Below are 17,916 nucleotides of genomic sequence, written 5' to 3'. Positions count from 1 at the left end.
TCGACAACGGAGAAGTGATCGCCCGACAAGCCGGCGCCGCACCCGCCCCCGCCCTGCACACCTGGGTCGAGGAAACCATCGCCGGCCGCCGCTGAGTTCCGCGGGCCGTGCGGCCCTCGAACGAAGCAGACCACCCACGGAAGAGGACCGCCATGATGCCCAACGATCCCCACTTGGCGCTCGTGCGCCCCGTTACCCCGCTCACCCCCGAGGGTTGTCAGGACTGCATGGCCCTCGGCTCCCCCTGGGTGCACCTCCGGCTGTGTCTGACCTGCGGGCACGTCGGATGCTGCGACTCCTCGCCGCTCAAGCACGCCCGTCGGCACGCCGGAGCAGATGGCCATCCCATCGTCCAGTCCTTCGAGCCGGGCGAGGACTGGCGCTGGTGCTTTGTCCACGAAGCGATGGTCTGATGAACAGCGCCGCAGACGGCCGGGAGGGGCCGCTGACCGAGACGCCCGATCAGTTCGGAGCCTATCCCCGGCTGACGTCCGAGCAGATAGAGATTCTGGCGCCGCACGGCCGGAAACGTCCCACGAGCGAGGGCACGGTGCTGTTCCGGGAGGGTGAGCCGTTCGGCGAGTTTCTCGTCGTGGTCGCCGGACTGGTCGAGGTCGTCCACGACCATGAGGGTCCCGACGAGCGTACCGTCGCCCTGCACGGACCGGGACGCTTCCTCGGCGAACTCGGCCTGTTGGAGGGGCAGGCCGCGTTCTACTCAGCGGTCGTCCGTGAGCCGGGCGAGGTACTCGCCGTCCCGGTGGACCGACTGCGCGCCATCGTGGCGGGCGACCCGGTCCTCGGCGACCTGGTTCTGCGTGCCTACCTCGGCCGCCGTGCGCTGCTCATAGGCCTCGGCGCCGGTTTCCGTATCCTCGGCTCCTGCTACTCGCCGGACACCCAGCGACTGCGCGAGTTCGCCGCCAGGAACCGGCTGCCGCACCGGTGGATCGACTTGGAGCGGGACAAGGAGGCCGAAGAACTGCTCCGCCGCTTCGGCGTCCGCCCCGAGGAGACGCCGGTTGTCATCTGGAAGGGCGAGGTGCTGCGCAACCCCGGTAATGCCGAACTCGCGAGGGTCATCGGCCTCCCGGCGCCCTCGCCCGAGGCCACCCGGTGCGACGTGCTGGTGATCGGAGCGGGACCGGCTGGACTGGCCACATCCGTCTACGGCGCCTCCGACGGCCTGGCCACTGTCGTCGTGGACGGCATCGCCGCGGGCGGCCAGGCCGGGACCTCCTCGCGCATCGAGAACTACCTCGGCTTCCCCTCCGGCATCTCCGGCGCCGAACTCATCGAGCGATCGGTCCTCCAGGCGCACAAGTTCGGCGCGCGGCTGACGATTTCCGCGGAGGCCACCGGCCTGGAAGCGCGCGACGGTCACTACGCCGTCACCTTCGCCGACGGCACCGCGACCGAGACCAGCACGGTGGTGCTGGCGCTGGGTGCGCGATTCCGTCGGCTGCGCGTCCCGGGAATCGAACGCTTCGAGGGCTCCAGCGTCTACTACGCGGCCACACTGCACGAGGCCCACGCGTGCCGGACCGACCCGATCGCCGTGGTCGGCGGCGGCAACTCCGCCGGACAGGGCGTGCTGTTCCTCTCGCGGTACTCGCCGCACATCCACCTGATCGTCCGTGGCGACGACCTCAACCACGACATGTCGCGCTATCTGGTCGACCAGGTGGAGCGCAATCCGAAGATCACCGTCCTGCTGAACAGCGAGGTGATCGAGACCCGTGGCGACGGCGTCCTGGAGACGCTGGTGGTGCGGAACAACGTGTCCGGCGAGATCGATGAGATCCAGGGGCGCGCTCTGTTCGTCTTCATCGGGGCGGCGCCGCCGACCGATTGGGTCAAGGACGTGATCGCACTCGACGAGGCGGGCTTCGTCCTCACCGGCCCGGACGCCGAGGCCCGCGCCGACGAGGGCGAGTGGGCGCCGCTCGGCCGAGCGCCGATGTTGCTCGAGACGACACTGCCAGGGGTCTTCGCGGTCGGCGACGTCCGCAGTGGCTCGGTGAAGCGCGTGGCGTCGGCGGCCGGCGAAGGGGCGATGGCAGTCAGGTTGGTGCACGAACACCAGGCAGTGGAGGGCAACCTCGTCCGCACGGCGTCCGGCACTGAGCAGCAGGGCGACCCCGGGGCCGCACCCGGGCGGGGGCTGTACGGACAGTGAAATCCTGCCGGGCTGTGAAACCTCGCCCGGCAGCGGCGGCTCCGTAGGCGCCGATCACCCTGTTGGCCGATCACGCCGACGGACAGCGATCAGGGCAGTACGGCGGCCAGCGAGTTCGGCAGCAAGGACTTGAGGTGTTTCCATTCGCCTTCGCTGATGTGGAGTTGAAGAGCATCCAGCACGCTGTCCACGACGCGTTCGATGCCGCCGTCGACCGCGTAGGGAAACTCCTCCCGCACCCGTTGGTAGAACTCTTCGACGCTGAGCTTCACCGGTGTCTCGGCCGGTTTCCATCCGTCGTAGTAGATGCCTCGGATCAGAATGGGAAGCTGTGCGCCGAAGTGTGCGGCTCCGTCGACGGGGAGCCGGTCCCGAAGCCCGTGCAGGACGGCGCGCAGTGCGGCGTACGACTGCTTCCGGCGTTCCTTGGGCCACCCGTTGGCCCGCTCGATGTCCTTGAGGAGCCGGTTGGCCTTGTCCACCATGGTGTCGAAGGATGCGAAGCCTGTGTCGACCATGTCGTGACCCTTTCGCTCACCGAGGTCCCGGCGGTGCGGGACTGTCGTCCCGCACCGCCGGGCTCCTCGCTCTCAATGGTCGCTTGCGCTGCTCTCGGTGATCTCGATGTGCCGAGGCTTGGCGACCTCCGCCTTGGGGACGGTGACCGTGAGCACACCGTTCGACATCTCTGCCGTGATCTTCTCCGTGTCGATCTCTCCGGGCAGCCGTAGCCGGTACTCGAAGGAACCTGTACGACGGGTGCTCCGGCGCAGGACGCCCTTGCGCTCCTTCTCCTTGATCTCTCCGGTGACGACCAGCTCCTGTCCGTTGGCCTCGACGTTGATGTCCTTGCTCTTGACGCCGGGGAGCTCGAGCTCGACGTGGAAGGCGTCGTCGGTTTCCGATACATCCGCGAGGGGTGTCCACGTGGCCGCGGGTGCCGCGCCGCCCACCGTGGATTCCATCAGCCCGCTCATCTGGTTGATGAGTTCGTCGAACTCCGTCAGCGGATTGCGGACCCAGCCGCGGGGCCGCTCCGTCGTTCCGCCACTGCGGCGGTCTCGGACGGGCAGAGTCATCGTCCATCACCTCCGTGTTCTCGTGTGTTCCTGGCTGTACCGTCTTCGTCGCCCGGTGCGGCGGACGGACCGGCCGGAGCGTAGATGTCCTCGGACAGGCGCTGTGCACGCGATTCGCGGGTCGCTTCGCGCAGCGCTTGTCCAAAGCGTCCAGGACCCCATGCCCGTCCCCGCACAGCCCGTTCGAGCTCCTTGCGACTGATCGGGCCGCGTTGGGCGAGGGTTTGGGAGAGCTGCTCGATTTCGTGGTCGAGGGACTGGTCGGCCATGGCCGAGGTCCGGCTTGCCGCGCCCGCGGTACCGGCCATGCCCGGCGAGTAGAACGAACTGCCGGTTCCGGTCCCGGGGCGATACCTGTGCACGCCTGCGCGCTCGCGCCGTGCCCGACGGGCGTTGCGGTCGTCGATCCGCTGTTGCCGCTCACGCCCCGCCCTGCGGACCTCTTCGGGCCTTGTGCGGTCGCGTACGTCTGCCGGGGCGGGCTCGTTCCGTGCGTCGGCGTCTGCCTCTTCCGCGGTCAGCGGCCTGGCGATGTTCTCCAGGGACTGCTGTTCGGCACGGACGCCGAAGAAGACTTCGGCAAGGCCGCCGATGGCCATGGCAGCGGCTCCGATGATGAAGCCGAGAGCCACCAGACCGGAGTCACCGCTGTGAACGAACCGGCCGAACAGCAGCGGTCCGGTGATGCCTCCAAGGGCGGTACCGACGGCGAAGAACAGCGAGATGGACAGTGCGCGAGTCTCCATGGGGAACACCTCGCTGACCGTCAGATACGCCGAACTCGCTCCCGCGGACGCCACGAAGAAGGTCAAGGACACCAGCAGGAAGAACGACCACCGTGTCAGAGAGCCGTTGGCCAGCAGGACCGCGAGCAGGACGGCGATGGCCGCCGCGCCGAAGTAGGTGCCTGCGATCATCGGCTTCCGGCCGACCGTGTCGAAAAGCCGGCCCAGAAGCAGCGGCCCGAGGAAGTTGGCGATGGCGAAGATGGCCATGAAGTACGGGACCGAGCCCGAGCCGGTGCCGAAGTAGCCGCTGAGGATCGTACCCAGGTCGAACACGACCGCGTTGTAGAGGAACGCCTGGCCGATGAAGAGTGCCAGTCCGAGCAGGGCGCGGCGTGGATACCGCCGCATGGCGACCCGCGCGATTTCGGCGAACGGTATGATCTTGCGCTGTCGTACGGTGATTGCCTCGCCCGGTTCCGGGAGTTCTTGCTGTGTATCCTGCCGCACCTCGGCTTCTATCTGACTGACGATGCGTTCGGCCTCGTCCTCGTGGCCGTGGATGAAGAGCCAGCGTGGGCTCTCGGGAACATGCCGGCGCACCAGCATGATGCCGAGTCCGAGGAGACCACCGAGACCGAAGGCCAGTCGCCAGCCCAGGCCGGCGTCGAGCCACGCGGTGTTGAGGAGGGCCAGGGCTGCCAGACTGCCGATCGCCGCGCCCACCCAGTAGCTGCCGTTGATGGCCAGGTCCACCTGCCCGCGGTTGCGAGCCGGGATCAGTTCATCGACGGCTGAGTTGATCGCCGCGTACTCACCACCGATGCCCATGCCGGTGATGAATCGGGCGAGGAAGAAGTACCAGGCTTCATGGGAAAACGCTGTCGCGATGGTGGCGACGACGTAGATCCCCAGCGTGAGCATGAACAGCTTCTTGCGCCCGTAGCGGTCGGTGAGGCGGCCGAAGACAAGAGCGCCCAGGCAGGCCCCGGTGACATAGATCGCCGCGGCATAGCCGATGTCGGCGGTCGTGAGGGCGATGCCGCTGCCCGGCTCGGTCATGCGGGAGGCTATGGCGCCGACGATGGTGACTTCGAGTCCGTCAAGGACCCAAACGGTGCCGAGGCCGATCACGACGCGCCGGTGGAACCGTGACCAGGGCAGCCGGTCGAGACGGGCCGGGATCTGCGTGGTGACGGTGGCTGTTTCGGTGGCGGTCATTGTTCACACCTCTGCCCCCTGGCCGGCCGTGGAGGTGGCCACGTCGGTGAACCCCACCGTCACGGGTGTCGTGCGGGTGTCCTCGTTGTCGGGCACGGCGCTCGGCTCGCCGCCCTCGCACAGGGCTCTCAGCGAGTTCGTGGTGTCCGGGTCGATGCTCACTGCCTTGGCCATGAGGAACTCCTCCCGGGTACGGCGCTCTGCGGCGGTTCTCCGGATCGTTCGTTCAGGTACGCACGGGGACTCGCATCCGGGTACGGACGGGATTCGCACCGGCCGTACGCGGCTCACCGAACGGCCCTACGCCGAGGGGTGAATCAGTTGACGAGGCCGAAAGCCGGCCGACGAGTGCCAGCGGCTTTGCTTGCGGTGCCGTGCAGGGCGGCGGTGCTGTGGTCCAACGCCCGGTCACCTCCTCGACGCGGTGCACGCCCCGACTGCCGGACGCTGCCCCATCACGTGAAAAGCCGGCGCGACAGAGACTGACGGCGCGTTCGGCTCCCCGGTACGTCGTGAGGCCTGCGAGCTGCTCGATCATCGCCCGGTCCTTCCGGCCGGTAGGCACGGAAAGTCCCGAACACGCCCCAGAGTGGCGAGCCGACCGGCTCCGCGCCTGCGCCCGGTGAGTCAGAAATGCGCGGGTCTGTTCGACCCACGAGTACGAGAGGAAGGGGCGCGGGCCGCAAGTGCCCCTGGGCAGGGCCGATGGGCTTGCGTCAGCCGGTCGTCGGTCCGCCCGGCGTCTTCAGCATGAAGTCCAACGGCCGTGTCGAGCGCCGCCACACGTACACCGCCAGCGCCATCACCAGGATCAGCCCGATCAGGATGAGCAGCTCGATGCCCTGTGCTTCCCAGCGGAACTCCTTCGCCTCCGCCGTTACGATCAGCACCTTGCGGACGCCGGCGATCAGCCCGACGACGAGGAAGGGCTCCGCGTCCAGCGTGCGGTTCCTGATGGTGAGGCGCACCGTGTGCAGCAACTCGGCCACGATGAACAGGACCAGGCTGTTGTCCAGTGCGGAGAGCACGATGGTCTCACCCCGGAACGGGCCCCTGATCGCGTGGACGACATCGGCGACGACACCGATCGTCAGCAGTACGGCGAGCAGCAGCAGGATTCCGGCCACCACCAGGTGGATGCCGTCCTCGGCAGATTGCAGGAGGTTCTGCACGCGGGGCGCGTCGGCTCTTCGGCGAGTGTCTGCCACGCTCCGCATGCTAAGGGCTGTCCTGTCGTCGTCGGTGGATCAGCGCGCGGCGCCGGATGCGGTGCATCGCACGGCGGAGGGTGCTCCTCGTACCGGGCGTAGTCGGGCGATCCGACAACGCAGTGAGGTGCCGTAGCTGTCGTCGTGCGCCCGTTGGGGGTGACGGGACAGCACTGAGGTCCGCTCGTGCCGTCAGCATGTGGAGGAGGCGGCCGTGGCGTTCCGTGCGGCCGAATGGACGACCGTCCGCAGCACCCGCCAGGTTCCGGGGCACAGAAACGGAGACAGAATCCGAGACAGCCATGTCCAGGCCCGACGGCGCGGTCATCCGCCGGGGAGGCGACGTAGTCCGATCGGTCGGTACCGGGTTCCGCCGATGATCTGGAGGCAGCATGAACGGCGCAGAAGCGGGATCGTCCGCGCGGACGACCCGGCTGCTGCTGTTGGTCGCCGACCCCGATCTGCCTTCCGAGATCGCCAGGGACTTGGCCGAGGACCTTCCGGCGCAGCTCGACAGCCTGACCGAAGGGGGCATCCACTGGGTGGTGAAGACCGTCACCGCCGACCTGGTGGCCGACGAGCAAGTCGACGTGGCGGACATGGCTGACCTCGTCAGCGCGTTCCTGACGGACGAGGACTGGGACATCGGCATCTTCCTCACCGACCTGCCCCGTCGAGCCCGCTTCCATCCGGTCAGCGCCGAGGTCAGCACGGATCGCGGCGTCGCTCTGTTGTCCGTGCCCGCGCTGGGGCCCTGGCGGCTGCGGCGGCGCGTCGAACAGGGTGTACTGGCCGTGGCGTCCCGGCTGGTCGAGGAGGCCGAGGAAAGCCGCCGGCCACGGGTCATCGGCCGCTCGGCGCGGCAGGCCCGGGGCGCCGGGCCCGGACCGCCGGGCCCGGACCGTTACGTCGTGCCCGGCCTGCACGGTCATTTCCGGCTCGTCGCGGGCATGGTGCGGGCCAACAGGCCCTGGCGGTTGTTCACCAGTCTGTCCCGTGCGCTGGCCGGCGTCTTCGCCACCGCCGCCGTCAGCTTCCTCAACAACGTCACCTGGCAGGTGGCCGTCAGCCTCGATGTCTGGCAGCAGCTCGTGGTCACCGTGGCCTGCGCCGCCGCCCTCACCGCCTGGGTCATCGTCGACCACCGGCTCTGGGAGAAAGGCGGCGCCCTCCCCGGCCACGGTGGCTGGCTCTATCCCTACAACCTCGTCACGCTCATCACCGTCGCGCTCGGCGTACTCACCCTGTACGTGCTGCTGTTCGTCACCATGGTGGCCGTCTCCTTCCTGACGCTGGACCGCCAGGTCTTCAGCCAGTCTCTGGGGGGCGGTACCGTCGAGACCGGCGACTACTTCTACCTCGCCTGGTTCATCAGCTCCATCTCGATGGTCGGCGGAGCCTTCGGCACAGGCCTGGAACAGGACGAGGCCGTCCGCTATGCCGCCTACGGCCGTCGCCACCGGGACCGCCAGCAGCGAATGGCGGACGACCGTACCGGCTCGGACGCGGACCCCCGACCGGACTCCTGAAAACACGAATGGCTCTGGCACCGGGGTCAGTTGCAGGCTCCTCGGTTGGCCGCCCCGAAGAGGCACCTGCAGTTGGCACGCCCCAAAGGCCGCACCTACGTTGGCCCGGGCGGCCCCCACGGCCCGTTGGCCCCGCATCCGCCCCGGCCGCCGAAGTCGCTCTCGCCGTCCGTGCTGCCCGCCCTGACGCCTCGCCAACCTGACCCGTAGGCATCGCCAGACGGTCGCCTCCGCCGCGGTGACCCTGCATCGCACGCCGGACGAACGTACCGGACCACAGGCCGTCACCACTCCTGAGGCGACTGCGCTTTGCACCTCGTCGCCCGGCTCATCGATGCCCCACGGCGGTACCCCCCGCCGCCGTGGGTGCTTCCATACGTGTGCGACACGCTCGTCCGCTCACGCGACACCGTGGGTGGGACGGGGCCAGGCGGCTTCCCGCAGCAGGCGCAGGCCGTTGAGGCCGACGATGACCGTGGAGCCCTCGTGCCCGGCGACGCCGAGGGGCAGCGGGAGCGTGGCGACGAGGTCCCAGGCCACCAGCGCCGTGATGAAGATCCCGGCGATGACCAGGTTCTGCACGACCAGGCCGTGGGCCTTGCGGGAGAGAGCCACGACGGCGGGGATGGTGGCGAGTTCGTCGCGGACGACGACGATGTCCGCGGTCTCCAGGGCGAGGTCGGAGCCGGCCCTGCCCATCGCGATGCCGGTGTGCGCCGCGGCCAGCGCCGGCGCGTCGTTCACGCCGTCGCCGACCACCAGCACGCGGCGGCCGGCGGACTCCCATGCCTTGACGGCCGCGACCTTGTCCTGCGGGAGCAGCCCGGCGCGGACATCGGTGATGCCGACCTCAGCGGCCAGGTGGCGGGCGGCGCGTTCGTTGTCGCCGGTGAGCAGGACCGGGGGCCGGCCGGTCAGTTCGGTGAGCGCGGCCACGGTGGCGGCGGCGTCCGGCCGCAGCCGGTCCGCGATGCCGATCACGCCGACCGGGGTGTCCGCGCGCACGACCAGCACGGCGGTCCGCCCGGCGTCCTCCAGCTCCGCAACCGCCGCGGCCGCCGGCCCGGTGGAGGCAGGTAGCAGGTGGCCGGGAGATCCGACTTGGACGGAGCGGCCTTCGACGGTGGCGCTCACGCCCCGGCCGGGGACGGAGGCGAAGTCGAGCGCTTCCGGCAGCGGCAGGCGCCGTTCGCGTGCGGCGTCGACGACAGCGCGAGCGAGGGGGTGCTCGCTGGAGTGCTCGGCCGCGGCCGCCAGCGCCAGCAGCGTGTCCTCATCCAGCCCGGTACCGGCCAGGGGGCGGATGTCGGTGACGCGGGGGGTGCCCTCGGTCAGGGTGCCGGTCTTGTCCAGCGCGACCGCGTCGATCCGGCCCAGGCGTTCCATGACGAGCGCGGACTTCGTCAGGACGCCGTGGCGGCCGGCGTTGGCGATCGCGGACAGCAGCGGTGGCATCGTGGACAGCACCACCGCGCAGGGCGAGGCCACGATCATGAACGTCATCGCCCGGAGCAGGGCCGGCTGGAGAGCCGAGCCGAAAGCGAGCGGCACCGCGAAGACGGCGAGGGTGGCGATGACCATGCCGATCGAATACCGCTGCTCGATCTTCTCGATGAACAGTTGCGTGGGAGCCTTCGTCTCGGAAGCCTCTTCGACCATCTGCACGATGCGCGCGATCACGGAATCCGACGGGTCGCGCTCGACGCGGACGCGCAGGGCGCCGGTGCCGTTCAGCGTCCCGGCGAACACCTCGTCCCCGGCCTGTTTCACCACCGGCAGCGGCTCACCGGTGATGGTGGCCTGATCGACATCGCTGACGCCTTCGAAGACCTGGCCGTCTGCGCTCACTCGCTCACCGGGCCGCACGAGGATCAGGTCACCGACCCTCAAGTCCTCGGCAGCAACCGTTTCCTCGCCACCATCGGCCCTCAGTCTGGCCGCTGTCGCGGGCGCGAGGTCCAGCAGGCCACGGACCGAGTCCGCGGTGCGAGCGGTCGCGACGGCCTCCAGCGCACCGGACGTGGCGAAGATGACGACCAGCAGCGCTCCGTCCAGTACCTGACCGATCGCAGCAGCGCCGAGTGCGGCGACCACCATCAGCAGATCCACGTCCAGGCTCTTGTTCTTGAGGGCCTTCAGGCCCGCCCATGCCGGCTCCCATCCGCCGGTGACGTAGGAGGCGGCGAACAGCGGCCCCCACGTCCACGCCGGAGCGTCGAGCAGCTTGAGCGGGAGGGCGGCCAGGAACAGGACCAGCGCGGCCAGCGCCCACCGGGCTTCCGGCAGCGCCAGCACCTGAGTACGGCGCTGGGGCGGCGCAGGGCGCGGCCCGGCCGCAGCCGGTGCGGGCCGCTGGTCCAAGGCAGAAGGCATGACAGAACAACCCTTCACGGGTGGGAGGGACAACGTCCGCCACCATACAGGAAAGTATGAATAGGTCTTCAGGTGTCGTCGGTATGCTGTCCCCATGGGCCACGGAACCGACACCGCCAGCAGCGCCACCGCACGCGAGCGCCTCGACACCGTCGGCACCGCCGACGTCGCTGCCACTCTCCAGGCCCTCGCCACCCCCTCGCGGCTGTACATCCTGGCCCGCCTCCAGGAAGGCCCCTGCTCCGTCGGTGATCTCGCCGACGCCGTCGGCATGGAAGCCTCCGCCTGCTCCCACCAGTTGCGCCTGCTGCGCAACCTCGGACTGGTCACGGGTGAGCGCCACGGGCGTTCGATCGTCTACGCCCTCTACGACAACCACGTCGCCGAACTCCTCGACCAGGCCCTGTATCACGTCGAGCACCTGCGCCTGGGAGTCCGCGACGCCGCATCGGCCCCTACCGACGGCACGCCCACAGGCGGGTAGCCGAGGCGCCGCGTTGCCGTCAGTGGCGCCACCGGCGCAGAGCGGTCACAGATCCGGGCCCAGCGGTCCCCACAGGAGGGCTGTTGCGCACACCCGTCTCTGCGCGGCCTGTTCGTTCCAAGGCCGACACGCTCTTCATGACGCTCCAGGGGAGAGCGGCGGCGGCCGTCCGAACGGTCATCCTGCCTCACCGGTCCACGCCCTAGGAGGACGTGACCAGGTATTCCTGAACCGGGAATCGCCCGGACGGGGTCTGATTGGGATGCGCCGTCATGGGTACCGGGAGCGGGGACCGTCATCCTGGGCGGTCATCGGCCCGTAGAGGTCATCCGCACCTCTTGACCGGCCCTGCCGCCGTGTTGTCGCGTCGTCCTGGACGCGCTCGTCCGGCGGAAGCCCGTGAGGCGGCGAAGCCGCCGAGAAACCGGCACATTCAATCGCCCCAGCGCCTGACTGCGGCGGTGGTGGCACCGAAGGAACGATCATGAAAGCAGCGGTATACGAAGGACCGCGGAGCGTCACCGTCAAGGACGTACCGGACCCCCAGATCGAGCACCCCTGCGACATCATCGTCAAGATCACCAGCACCAATATCTGCGGTTCCGACCTGCATATGTACGAAGGGCGTACGTCCTTCGAGCAAGGGCGCACCCTCGGACACGAGAACCTGGGACAGGTCGTGGAGGTCGGCTCCGCCGTCCGCAAGGTACAGGTGGGCCAGTACGTGGTGCTGCCGTTCAACATCGCCTGCGGCTTCTGCAAACAGTGCGAGAAGGGCCTGACCAACTACTGCCTCACCATGCAGCCGGAACCGTCCCTGGCGGGGGCGGCCTACGGTTTCGCCGACATGGGGCCCTACCAGGGTGGACAGGCAGAACTGCTTCGCGTGCCCTACGGCGACTTCAACGCTCTTCGGCTCGGTGAGGACGCCCCTGAGCGCCAGGTCGACTACGTGATGCTCGCGGACATCTTCCCCACCGGGTACCACGCCACCGAGATGGCGAACGTCAAGCCGGGCGACCAGACCGTGATCTACGGCAGTGGCCCGGTCGGTCTGATGGCGGCGTATTCGGCCATCCTGAAGGGTGCCGGCCGCGTGTGGGTGGTCGACCATCACCCCGACCGGTTGCGGGTGGCCGAGGAGATGGGGGCTATCCCGATCAACAGCGCCGACGAGAACCCCAGCGAGGTGATCAAGGAGGCCACCCTGGGCCTGGGCGCGGACAACGGTTGCGAGTGCGTGGGATACCAGGCACACGACCCACAGGGCCACGAGGACGCCACGCTGACCCTGAACGGCCTGATCGACTGCGTCCGCTTCACCGGTGACCTCGGCGTGGTGGGGGTCTTCCTGCCGGAGGATCCCGGCGGCGCGGAAGTCCAGAACGAGCTGGAAGCCCAAGGCAAGGTGCCCATCGACTTCGGACTGATGTGGTTCAAGGGCCAGAAGATGGGAACCGGCCAGGCTCCGGTGAAGAGGTACAACCGGGCCCTGCGCGACCTGATCGCCGGTGGGAAGGCCGAACCCAGCATCGTCGTGTCCCACGAGCTGAACCTGGACGAGGCGCCCACCGCCTACGAGCACTTCGACGCTCGTGACGAGGGCTGGACGAAGGTCGTTCTGCATCCCAACGGCGCCTGAGACGACACCACCCCGGCGGAGCAGACCGTGACCGAGCGATGACGCGAGACGCTGCTCGGCAACAGCTGCTTCGCCACCCGCGGCGCCGCGTCCGGCCCCACAGCGGGTCGGACGCGGCTGACCGGGAGATCCCTTGTGCTGTCAATGAGGTACGGCTGCCCTCGTCAGCCGGTGGTGCGGATGCGATGGATGCTGTCCAGAGCAGCCGCGCCGGCGGCGGCCTTGTCCACGACGTAGGCAGTGCCGCGGTGCAACGCGACGTGGTTGGTGTTCGCGCCGGTCGGCAGGTCCACGATCACCGTGCCCTTGCACGGGTCGACCACGGTGGTTGTGCCAGATCCCCGGTTGGCCACAAACACATGGCCGGTGCGGTCGTCGGTCGCCACTGCGAGACTCCCCGCGCCTGTCGGGATCTCCTTGCGGACGACGCCCGCTCGCAGGTCGACCACGGACACCGAGCCGGCCCCCTGATTCGCGGTGTAGGCGGTGGTCCCGTCGGGAGACAGTGCCACATCGATGGCGCCCTGGCCCACGGTGACGAAGGTGGGCGTGCCCGCCCCGGGCCGGATGACGATCAGACGGCTGTTCGCCAGGTCGGCGGCCAGAACGGTGCCGGTGTGCGTGTCGACGGCCAGGCCGGCGGGTGCGGCACCCGGGACGGTGATGCGCTTCTTCTCCTGGTGGGTACGGGTGTCGAAGGCGACGATGCTGCCGTCCTCCAGCCCGGACGTCCATACCAGGTTGCGACGGGCGTCCACGAAGACGTCCCGCGGGTGCTTCACGCCCGGCACTGTGGTGAGGTGACGTCCGGTGCGCTGGCTGTAGACGGCGAGGGAGTTGTCCACCGTGTTGGTGGTCCACACGGTGTTGTGCTCGTCGTCCACGGCCACTCCGTACACGGCTTCGCGTGCACCGGTGGCCGCATCCGTGACGGGAGGTTCGAAGGCCGCGGTCACCTTCAGGTTCCTGGGATCGACTTTGAGGAGCTGTGACTGCGTCACCGGCGGGAATCCGACCGCGCTGGTGACCCACAGAGAGTTGTTCCGCGCCGAGTAGGCAGACTGGTAGAGCCCCTGTGTCAATTCAGCCGAGTCCACCGTGTGGTGCTCCGGTCGGGTGTGAACGGAAGCCGGAGCTGCGGCAGTTGCTGTACTGACGGGGACGAGGACGCAGGTCGCGGAAACGGCCGCGACGAGCAGGACGCGGCGCCGCATGACGGACCGATCGGGGGACATGGCAGGTGCCTCCTGTAGAGAGGTGCGGGTGGGGGAGTGGGATTCGGCAGGAACGTCCGCGCTTCAGGCCCCGAGTGCCTGGAGCCGGGATGTGAGAACGCTCGCGACCGTGTCGAGCTGCTGCGGCTGGGTCATCTCGGGGTGCCGACAGTCCAGAGGATGTTCGACCAGCTGCCCGGTCAGGTGGGGCAGCCAGGCGAGGGGGGTGAGCCAGTCCTCGGCCCGGGGTGCGGCCGCTGTGAAGAACAGCAGGTCCCCGTCGAAGGTCTGGTGCCGATGGGTGCGCATCAGGCGGGCGTTGTTGGTCACCACACCGAGAACGGCGCTGAGCACCCGTTCGGGGAGCGCCGCCAGGGCGCTGCCCTCGTTGCGCAGGGTGGCGAGGACCCCTTCCCGGGTGAGGGCCCCGGTGCCGCCCTCGTAACCCGCCATGCGCAGCAGGGCGTTGAGTGCGTCGGCCTCGGTGGGGCCCGCGAGGTCGCGCCACTGGTCGGAGGGGTAGGCGTCCATGAGGGCGAGGAGGTCGACCCGTTCACCGGCCCGCTGCAGGTGGACGGCCACGGTGTGGGCGATGACCCCTCCGACGGACCAGCCGAGCAGCCGATAGGGCCCGTGCGGCCGGACACTGCGTATCTGCGCCGCGTAGTCGGCGGCCATCTCGTCCATCGTCGCGGGCAGGGGTTCGTCGTGCATCAGTCCGCGGGCCTGCAGGCCGTGCACGGGCTGCCCCGCTCCGAGGCGCGGCAGCAGTCCCGAGTAGCACCAGCTGAGCCCGCCCGCGGGATGGAACACGAACAGCGGGACGCTGTCGCCGCTTGCCCGCAGCGGCAACAGCACATCCAGTGCCGTGTCGGTGCCGCCGTCGCCGGTGAGGCGTTCGGCGAGCGCGGCCGGTGTGGGAGCACGGAACAGGGTGCCGATCGGCGCACGGTGACCGAGGGTGTCGCGGATGCGGGACATGAGGCGGGCGGCGAGCAACGACGTACCCCCGAGATCGAAGAACGCGGTGTCCACGTCGACCCTTTCGATGCCGAGTACTTCGGCGAAGAGGTGCGTGAGCGTCTCCTCGGTCGGATTGCGCGGAGCGCGGCCGGCGGTGGTGTCGGTGACCGGCGCGGGCAGCGCCTTGCGGTCGAGCTTGCCGTTCGGACTGAGAGGGAAGGCGTCGAGCCGTACGACGGCCGAGGGAACCATGTAGTCGGGCAGGACGGTGCTCAGCTGCGCCCGCACCCCCTTCTGGTCCGGTGCGTCGCTTCCGGTGACGTAGGCGACGAGACGCTGATCACCGGGCCGGTCCTCGCGGACGATCGCGCAAGCGCCCGTCACGCCGTCGAGAGCCGCCAGATGCTCCTCGATCTCACCGGGTTCGAGTCGCTGTCCGCGCAGCTTGACCTGGTCGTCTGTGCGTCCGAGGTAGATGACTTCCCCGTCGGCGCTCCACTGGGCGAGGTCGCCCGTACGGTACATCCGCGAGCCGGCGGGGCCGAACGGATCGTCGACGAAGCGCTCTGCCGTCAGTTCCGGGCGGTTGAGGTACCCGTCGGCGAGCTGCGCTCCGGCGAGGTGGAGTTCACCGGCGACACCGGGTGGGCAGAGTTGCCCCGCCGGGTCGAGCACGTAGAGCCGGGTGTTCCACACGGGCCGGCCGATGGGTACCGGCCCGCTTTGCCCGGGTTCACAGGTGTGGTGGGTGACGTCCACCGCTGCTTCGGTCGGCCCGTACAGGTTGTGCAGACGAGTTGCCGGCATCGTGCGGTGGAACTCTCGCACGACGTCCCTGGGAAGGGCTTCGCCGCTGGAGAAGACGTCACGCAGTGACGTGCAGCGTGCGGCTTCCGGTTCGGCGAGGAAGAGCTGGAGCATGGACGGTACGAAGTGACAGACGGTGACGCCCAGTTCCTGGATGGTACGGGACAGGTACAGCGGGTCCTTGTGTCCGTCGGGTTCGGCGACGACCAGCGTGGCACCCTCGCGCAGCGCCCAGAAGAACTCCCAGACGGACACGTCGAAACCACACGGCGTCTTCTGCAGCACGCGGTCGCCCGGGGCGAGCGGATAGGTGTGCTGCATCCATCGCAACCTGTTGTCGATGGCCGCGTGGGACACCGCCACCCCCTTGGGGCGGCCGGTCGATCCGGAGGTGTAGATGACGTACGCCGGGTGCCGCGGTGTGAGTTCTCCGGGCGTGTCGGACGGCGGAAGCGCAGGTGCGCCGGTGTGGTCGACGACGAGTGTCGTGGCATCGGTACCGGGCAGGCGGGGAAGGGTCGCCCCATCGGTCAGGAGGCAGATGGGCGCGGCGTCGCCGAGCATGGCGGCGATCCGTGCCGGGGGATGACCCGGGTCCACAGGAAGATAGGCGCCGCCGGCTTTGAGTACCGCGAGCAGGGCGACGACGAGTTCGGCCGAGCGGGGCAGGGCGACAGCCACCAGTGCCCCGGGCCGGACCCCGCTGGAGACCAGCCGGGAGGCGAGTCGGCCCGCCCGCGCGTCGAGTTGTTCGTACGTCAGGGTCCGCTCGCCGAAGACGACGGCCGGTGCGGTAGGGGTGCGGCGCGCCTGCTCCTCGATCGGTGCGACAAGCGTGGTGGTGGGCAGACGGCGGTCTGTGTCGTTGAAGTCGACGAGCACCTGACGGCGTTCCGCGGGGGTCGCGATGCCCAGTTCGGCGAGCGGCGCCGCTGGGTCGGCGCCGACGGCACGGGCCAGGAGGTCCAGAAAGCGTTCCTGGTGGGACGCGAGGGTGTCGGCCGTGTAGAGGGCCGGGTTGGCGTCGTGGTCGATCCGCAGGCCCCGTCCGTCCCCGTGGTCGTAGACGTTCAGCGTGAGGTCGTCGACGGGACCGGCGGAGAGGTTGTACGAGGTGGCGGCGACGTCCCCGAAGGACAGCGGATGGTCGAAGGGCATGACGTTGACCAGAGGACCGACGGGCGCACGCCCCTCGCCGAGGAGACCGTGGTCACGTCTGATGTCCTCGATGCGGTACCGCTGGTGGCGGCGCGCCGTGCGTACGGCGAGCACGGCCTCGCGGGTCAGCCCGGCCAGCGTGGTCTCAGGGGTGACCGTCAGCCGCAGCGGCAGCACGTTCATCACCATGCCGGGGATCCGCAGGGCGACCGAGCCCAGGCGCCCCATCATCGGCATCCCCAGCACCACGTCCGACGTGCCGGTCACCCGGGAGACGTACAGGGCCTGGACCGCGATCAGTACTTCCGGCCAGGTGGCCCGCAAGTCATCGGCGCGCTCCCGCAATCGGGCGGTGACGGCAGGGGGCACCGCCGTGCCGCGTCGGAGGAACGTGTGCGAGGCGAGCACGCTGCGTCCGGCAAGCATCGGCGCCTGCGGGCGGTCCGCCAGCGCCTCGGTCCAGTGCTTCCTGTCCGCGGTGAACCGGTCGGAGGCGCGGTAGACGGCATCGTCCTCGATCAGCTCCGTGAGCCGGCCGAACGTGCTCCCCGACGGCTCCGTTCCCTCGGCCAACGCCGCGTACACCTCCGCGACGCGCCGGGCGAGCAGTGAATAGCCGAAACCGTCCAGCACCAGGTGGTGCACACACTGGTACCAGAGCCACCGCCGGTCGGCGACCCTGAGCAGGCCGTGGCGGAACGGTGGACCAGCGGCAAGGTCGAAGGGCCGTGCCACGTCGTCGTCCATCCACCCGCGGGCCGCCGCCTGCGGGTCGGCCGCCCCTCGCAGATCGGCTCGATGGAGGGGGAATGCGGTGCCGGGTGCGGCCGGGTCGACGGGGAACTGCCGTGGTCCGTCGGGGGTTTCCACGATCCGCACGCATATGGCCTCAGCTTCGGCCGCGGTCTGCCGCAGTGCCCGTACCAGCAGCTCGGGCCACAGTTGGCCGTCGAGGACCACGTACTCGGCCGTGTTGAGGGCAGGGCTTCGCGGGTCGATGGCCTGGGCGAACCACATGCCCTGCTGTGCGGCCGTGAGCGGCAGCCCGGCCGTGGCTCCTTGTGCCGGCTGCTCCGCGGAGGCTTCGGCGCTGGGGGCGGCTGTCACTCGTGGGCTCCCAGCAGAAGGGCCCACGCTTCGATGGCGGGGCGTTCGGCCAGGTCGACGAACGAGATCTCGGCCGCGTGTTCCCGCCGCCACCGCTCGACCAGACTCATCAGCCGGACCGAGTCGAGCCCGTGGTCGCCGAGGTCCTCGTCGTCGGGGATGTCGGCGGGATCCTCACCCAGGACGTCCGCGACGTCCTGACGTATCTGCTGAACGGTGAGCGGCAT

The 17,916-nt window shown here is 69.4% G+C and carries 14 protein-coding genes; 5 read left to right on the top strand and 9 right to left on the bottom strand.

Annotated features, from left to right (window positions below; all coding sequences use genetic code 11):
• The first annotated feature begins 155 nt into the window (after window positions 1-155).
• Window positions 156-413, top strand: a complete 258-nt coding sequence (locus tag ABTX78_RS30735; protein ID WP_352210048.1) for a UBP-type zinc finger domain-containing protein — start codon at window positions 156-158, stop codon at window positions 411-413.
• The gene (locus ABTX78_RS30730) at window positions 413-2,179 is read left to right on the top strand and encodes an FAD-dependent oxidoreductase (protein WP_352210047.1); all 1,767 of its coding nucleotides are present in this window, start codon (window positions 413-415) and stop codon (window positions 2,177-2,179) included. The genes ABTX78_RS30735 and ABTX78_RS30730 overlap by 1 nt, the downstream gene beginning before the upstream one ends.
• A gap of 89 nt (window positions 2,180-2,268) precedes the next feature.
• Here ABTX78_RS30730 and ABTX78_RS30725 read toward each other — a convergent pair whose 3' ends face one another.
• The 5 genes from ABTX78_RS30725 to ABTX78_RS30705 form a co-directional block, all read right to left on the bottom strand.
• Complete coding sequence (locus ABTX78_RS30725) at window positions 2,269-2,697, bottom strand: DUF2267 domain-containing protein (protein WP_352210046.1); 429 nt, start codon at window positions 2,695-2,697, stop codon at window positions 2,269-2,271.
• A 72-nt stretch (window positions 2,698-2,769) separates the two neighbouring features.
• Entirely contained in the window at window positions 2,770-3,258 is a 489-nt protein-coding gene (locus ABTX78_RS30720) for an Hsp20/alpha crystallin family protein (protein ID WP_352210045.1), read from the bottom strand.
• Window positions 3,255-5,204 (bottom strand): MFS transporter, encoded by a 1,950-nt coding sequence (locus ABTX78_RS30715; RefSeq protein WP_352210044.1) that lies wholly within the window; start codon window positions 5,202-5,204, stop codon window positions 3,255-3,257. Before ABTX78_RS30715 ends, ABTX78_RS30720 begins: the two co-directional genes overlap by 4 nt.
• 3 nt (window positions 5,205-5,207) lie before the next feature.
• Entirely contained in the window at window positions 5,208-5,378 is a 171-nt protein-coding gene (locus ABTX78_RS30710; RefSeq protein ID WP_352210056.1) for an Hsp70 family protein, read from the bottom strand.
• Between the two features lie 542 nt (window positions 5,379-5,920).
• Window positions 5,921-6,412, bottom strand: coding sequence for a phosphate-starvation-inducible PsiE family protein (locus ABTX78_RS30705; RefSeq protein ID WP_352210043.1), 492 nt, complete (start codon window positions 6,410-6,412; stop codon window positions 5,921-5,923).
• A 392-nt stretch (window positions 6,413-6,804) separates the two neighbouring features.
• Between ABTX78_RS30705 and ABTX78_RS30700 the strand changes: the two genes are divergently transcribed.
• Window positions 6,805-7,941, top strand: a complete 1,137-nt coding sequence (locus ABTX78_RS30700) for a hypothetical protein (RefSeq protein WP_352210042.1) — start codon at window positions 6,805-6,807, stop codon at window positions 7,939-7,941.
• Window positions 7,942-8,340: 399 nt separating this feature from the next.
• On the opposite strand, the gene ABTX78_RS30695 is transcribed toward ABTX78_RS30700, so the two are convergent.
• Window positions 8,341-10,314, bottom strand: coding sequence for a heavy metal translocating P-type ATPase (locus ABTX78_RS30695; protein WP_352210041.1), 1,974 nt, complete (start codon window positions 10,312-10,314; stop codon window positions 8,341-8,343).
• 94 nt (window positions 10,315-10,408) lie between these two features.
• Here ABTX78_RS30695 and ABTX78_RS30690 point away from each other — a divergent pair, with 94 nt between their 5' ends.
• Window positions 10,409-10,798 carry an ArsR/SmtB family transcription factor gene (locus ABTX78_RS30690; RefSeq protein WP_352210040.1) on the top strand — a complete coding sequence of 130 codons (390 nt, stop codon included), beginning with the start codon at window positions 10,409-10,411 and terminating at the stop codon, window positions 10,796-10,798.
• A 484-nt stretch (window positions 10,799-11,282) separates the two neighbouring features.
• A complete protein-coding gene (locus ABTX78_RS30685; protein ID WP_352210039.1) occupies window positions 11,283-12,440 on the top strand; it encodes a glutathione-independent formaldehyde dehydrogenase in 1,158 nt (385 codons plus the stop codon).
• Between the two features lie 164 nt (window positions 12,441-12,604).
• On the opposite strand, the gene ABTX78_RS30680 is transcribed toward ABTX78_RS30685, so the two are convergent.
• The 3 genes from ABTX78_RS30680 to ABTX78_RS30670 form a co-directional block, all read right to left on the bottom strand.
• A complete protein-coding gene (locus ABTX78_RS30680) occupies window positions 12,605-13,675 on the bottom strand; it encodes a YncE family protein (RefSeq protein ID WP_352210038.1) in 1,071 nt (356 codons plus the stop codon).
• 63 nt (window positions 13,676-13,738) lie between these two features.
• Window positions 13,739-17,689: a non-ribosomal peptide synthetase gene (locus ABTX78_RS30675; RefSeq protein ID WP_352210037.1), complete on the bottom strand. Its 3,951-nt coding sequence runs from the start codon at window positions 17,687-17,689 to the stop codon at window positions 13,739-13,741.
• Window positions 17,686-17,916: a phosphopantetheine-binding protein gene (locus tag ABTX78_RS30670; RefSeq protein WP_352210036.1), complete on the bottom strand. Its 231-nt coding sequence runs from the start codon at window positions 17,914-17,916 to the stop codon at window positions 17,686-17,688. Before ABTX78_RS30670 ends, ABTX78_RS30675 begins: the two co-directional genes overlap by 4 nt.

The sequence above is a fragment of the Streptomyces sp. NPDC096193 genome (assembly GCF_040302905.1).
Classification (GTDB): Bacteria; Actinomycetota; Actinomycetes; order Streptomycetales; family Streptomycetaceae; genus Streptomyces.
Note: the sequence above shows the minus strand (reverse complement) of the source record. Positions and strands in the feature narration are given on the sequence as shown.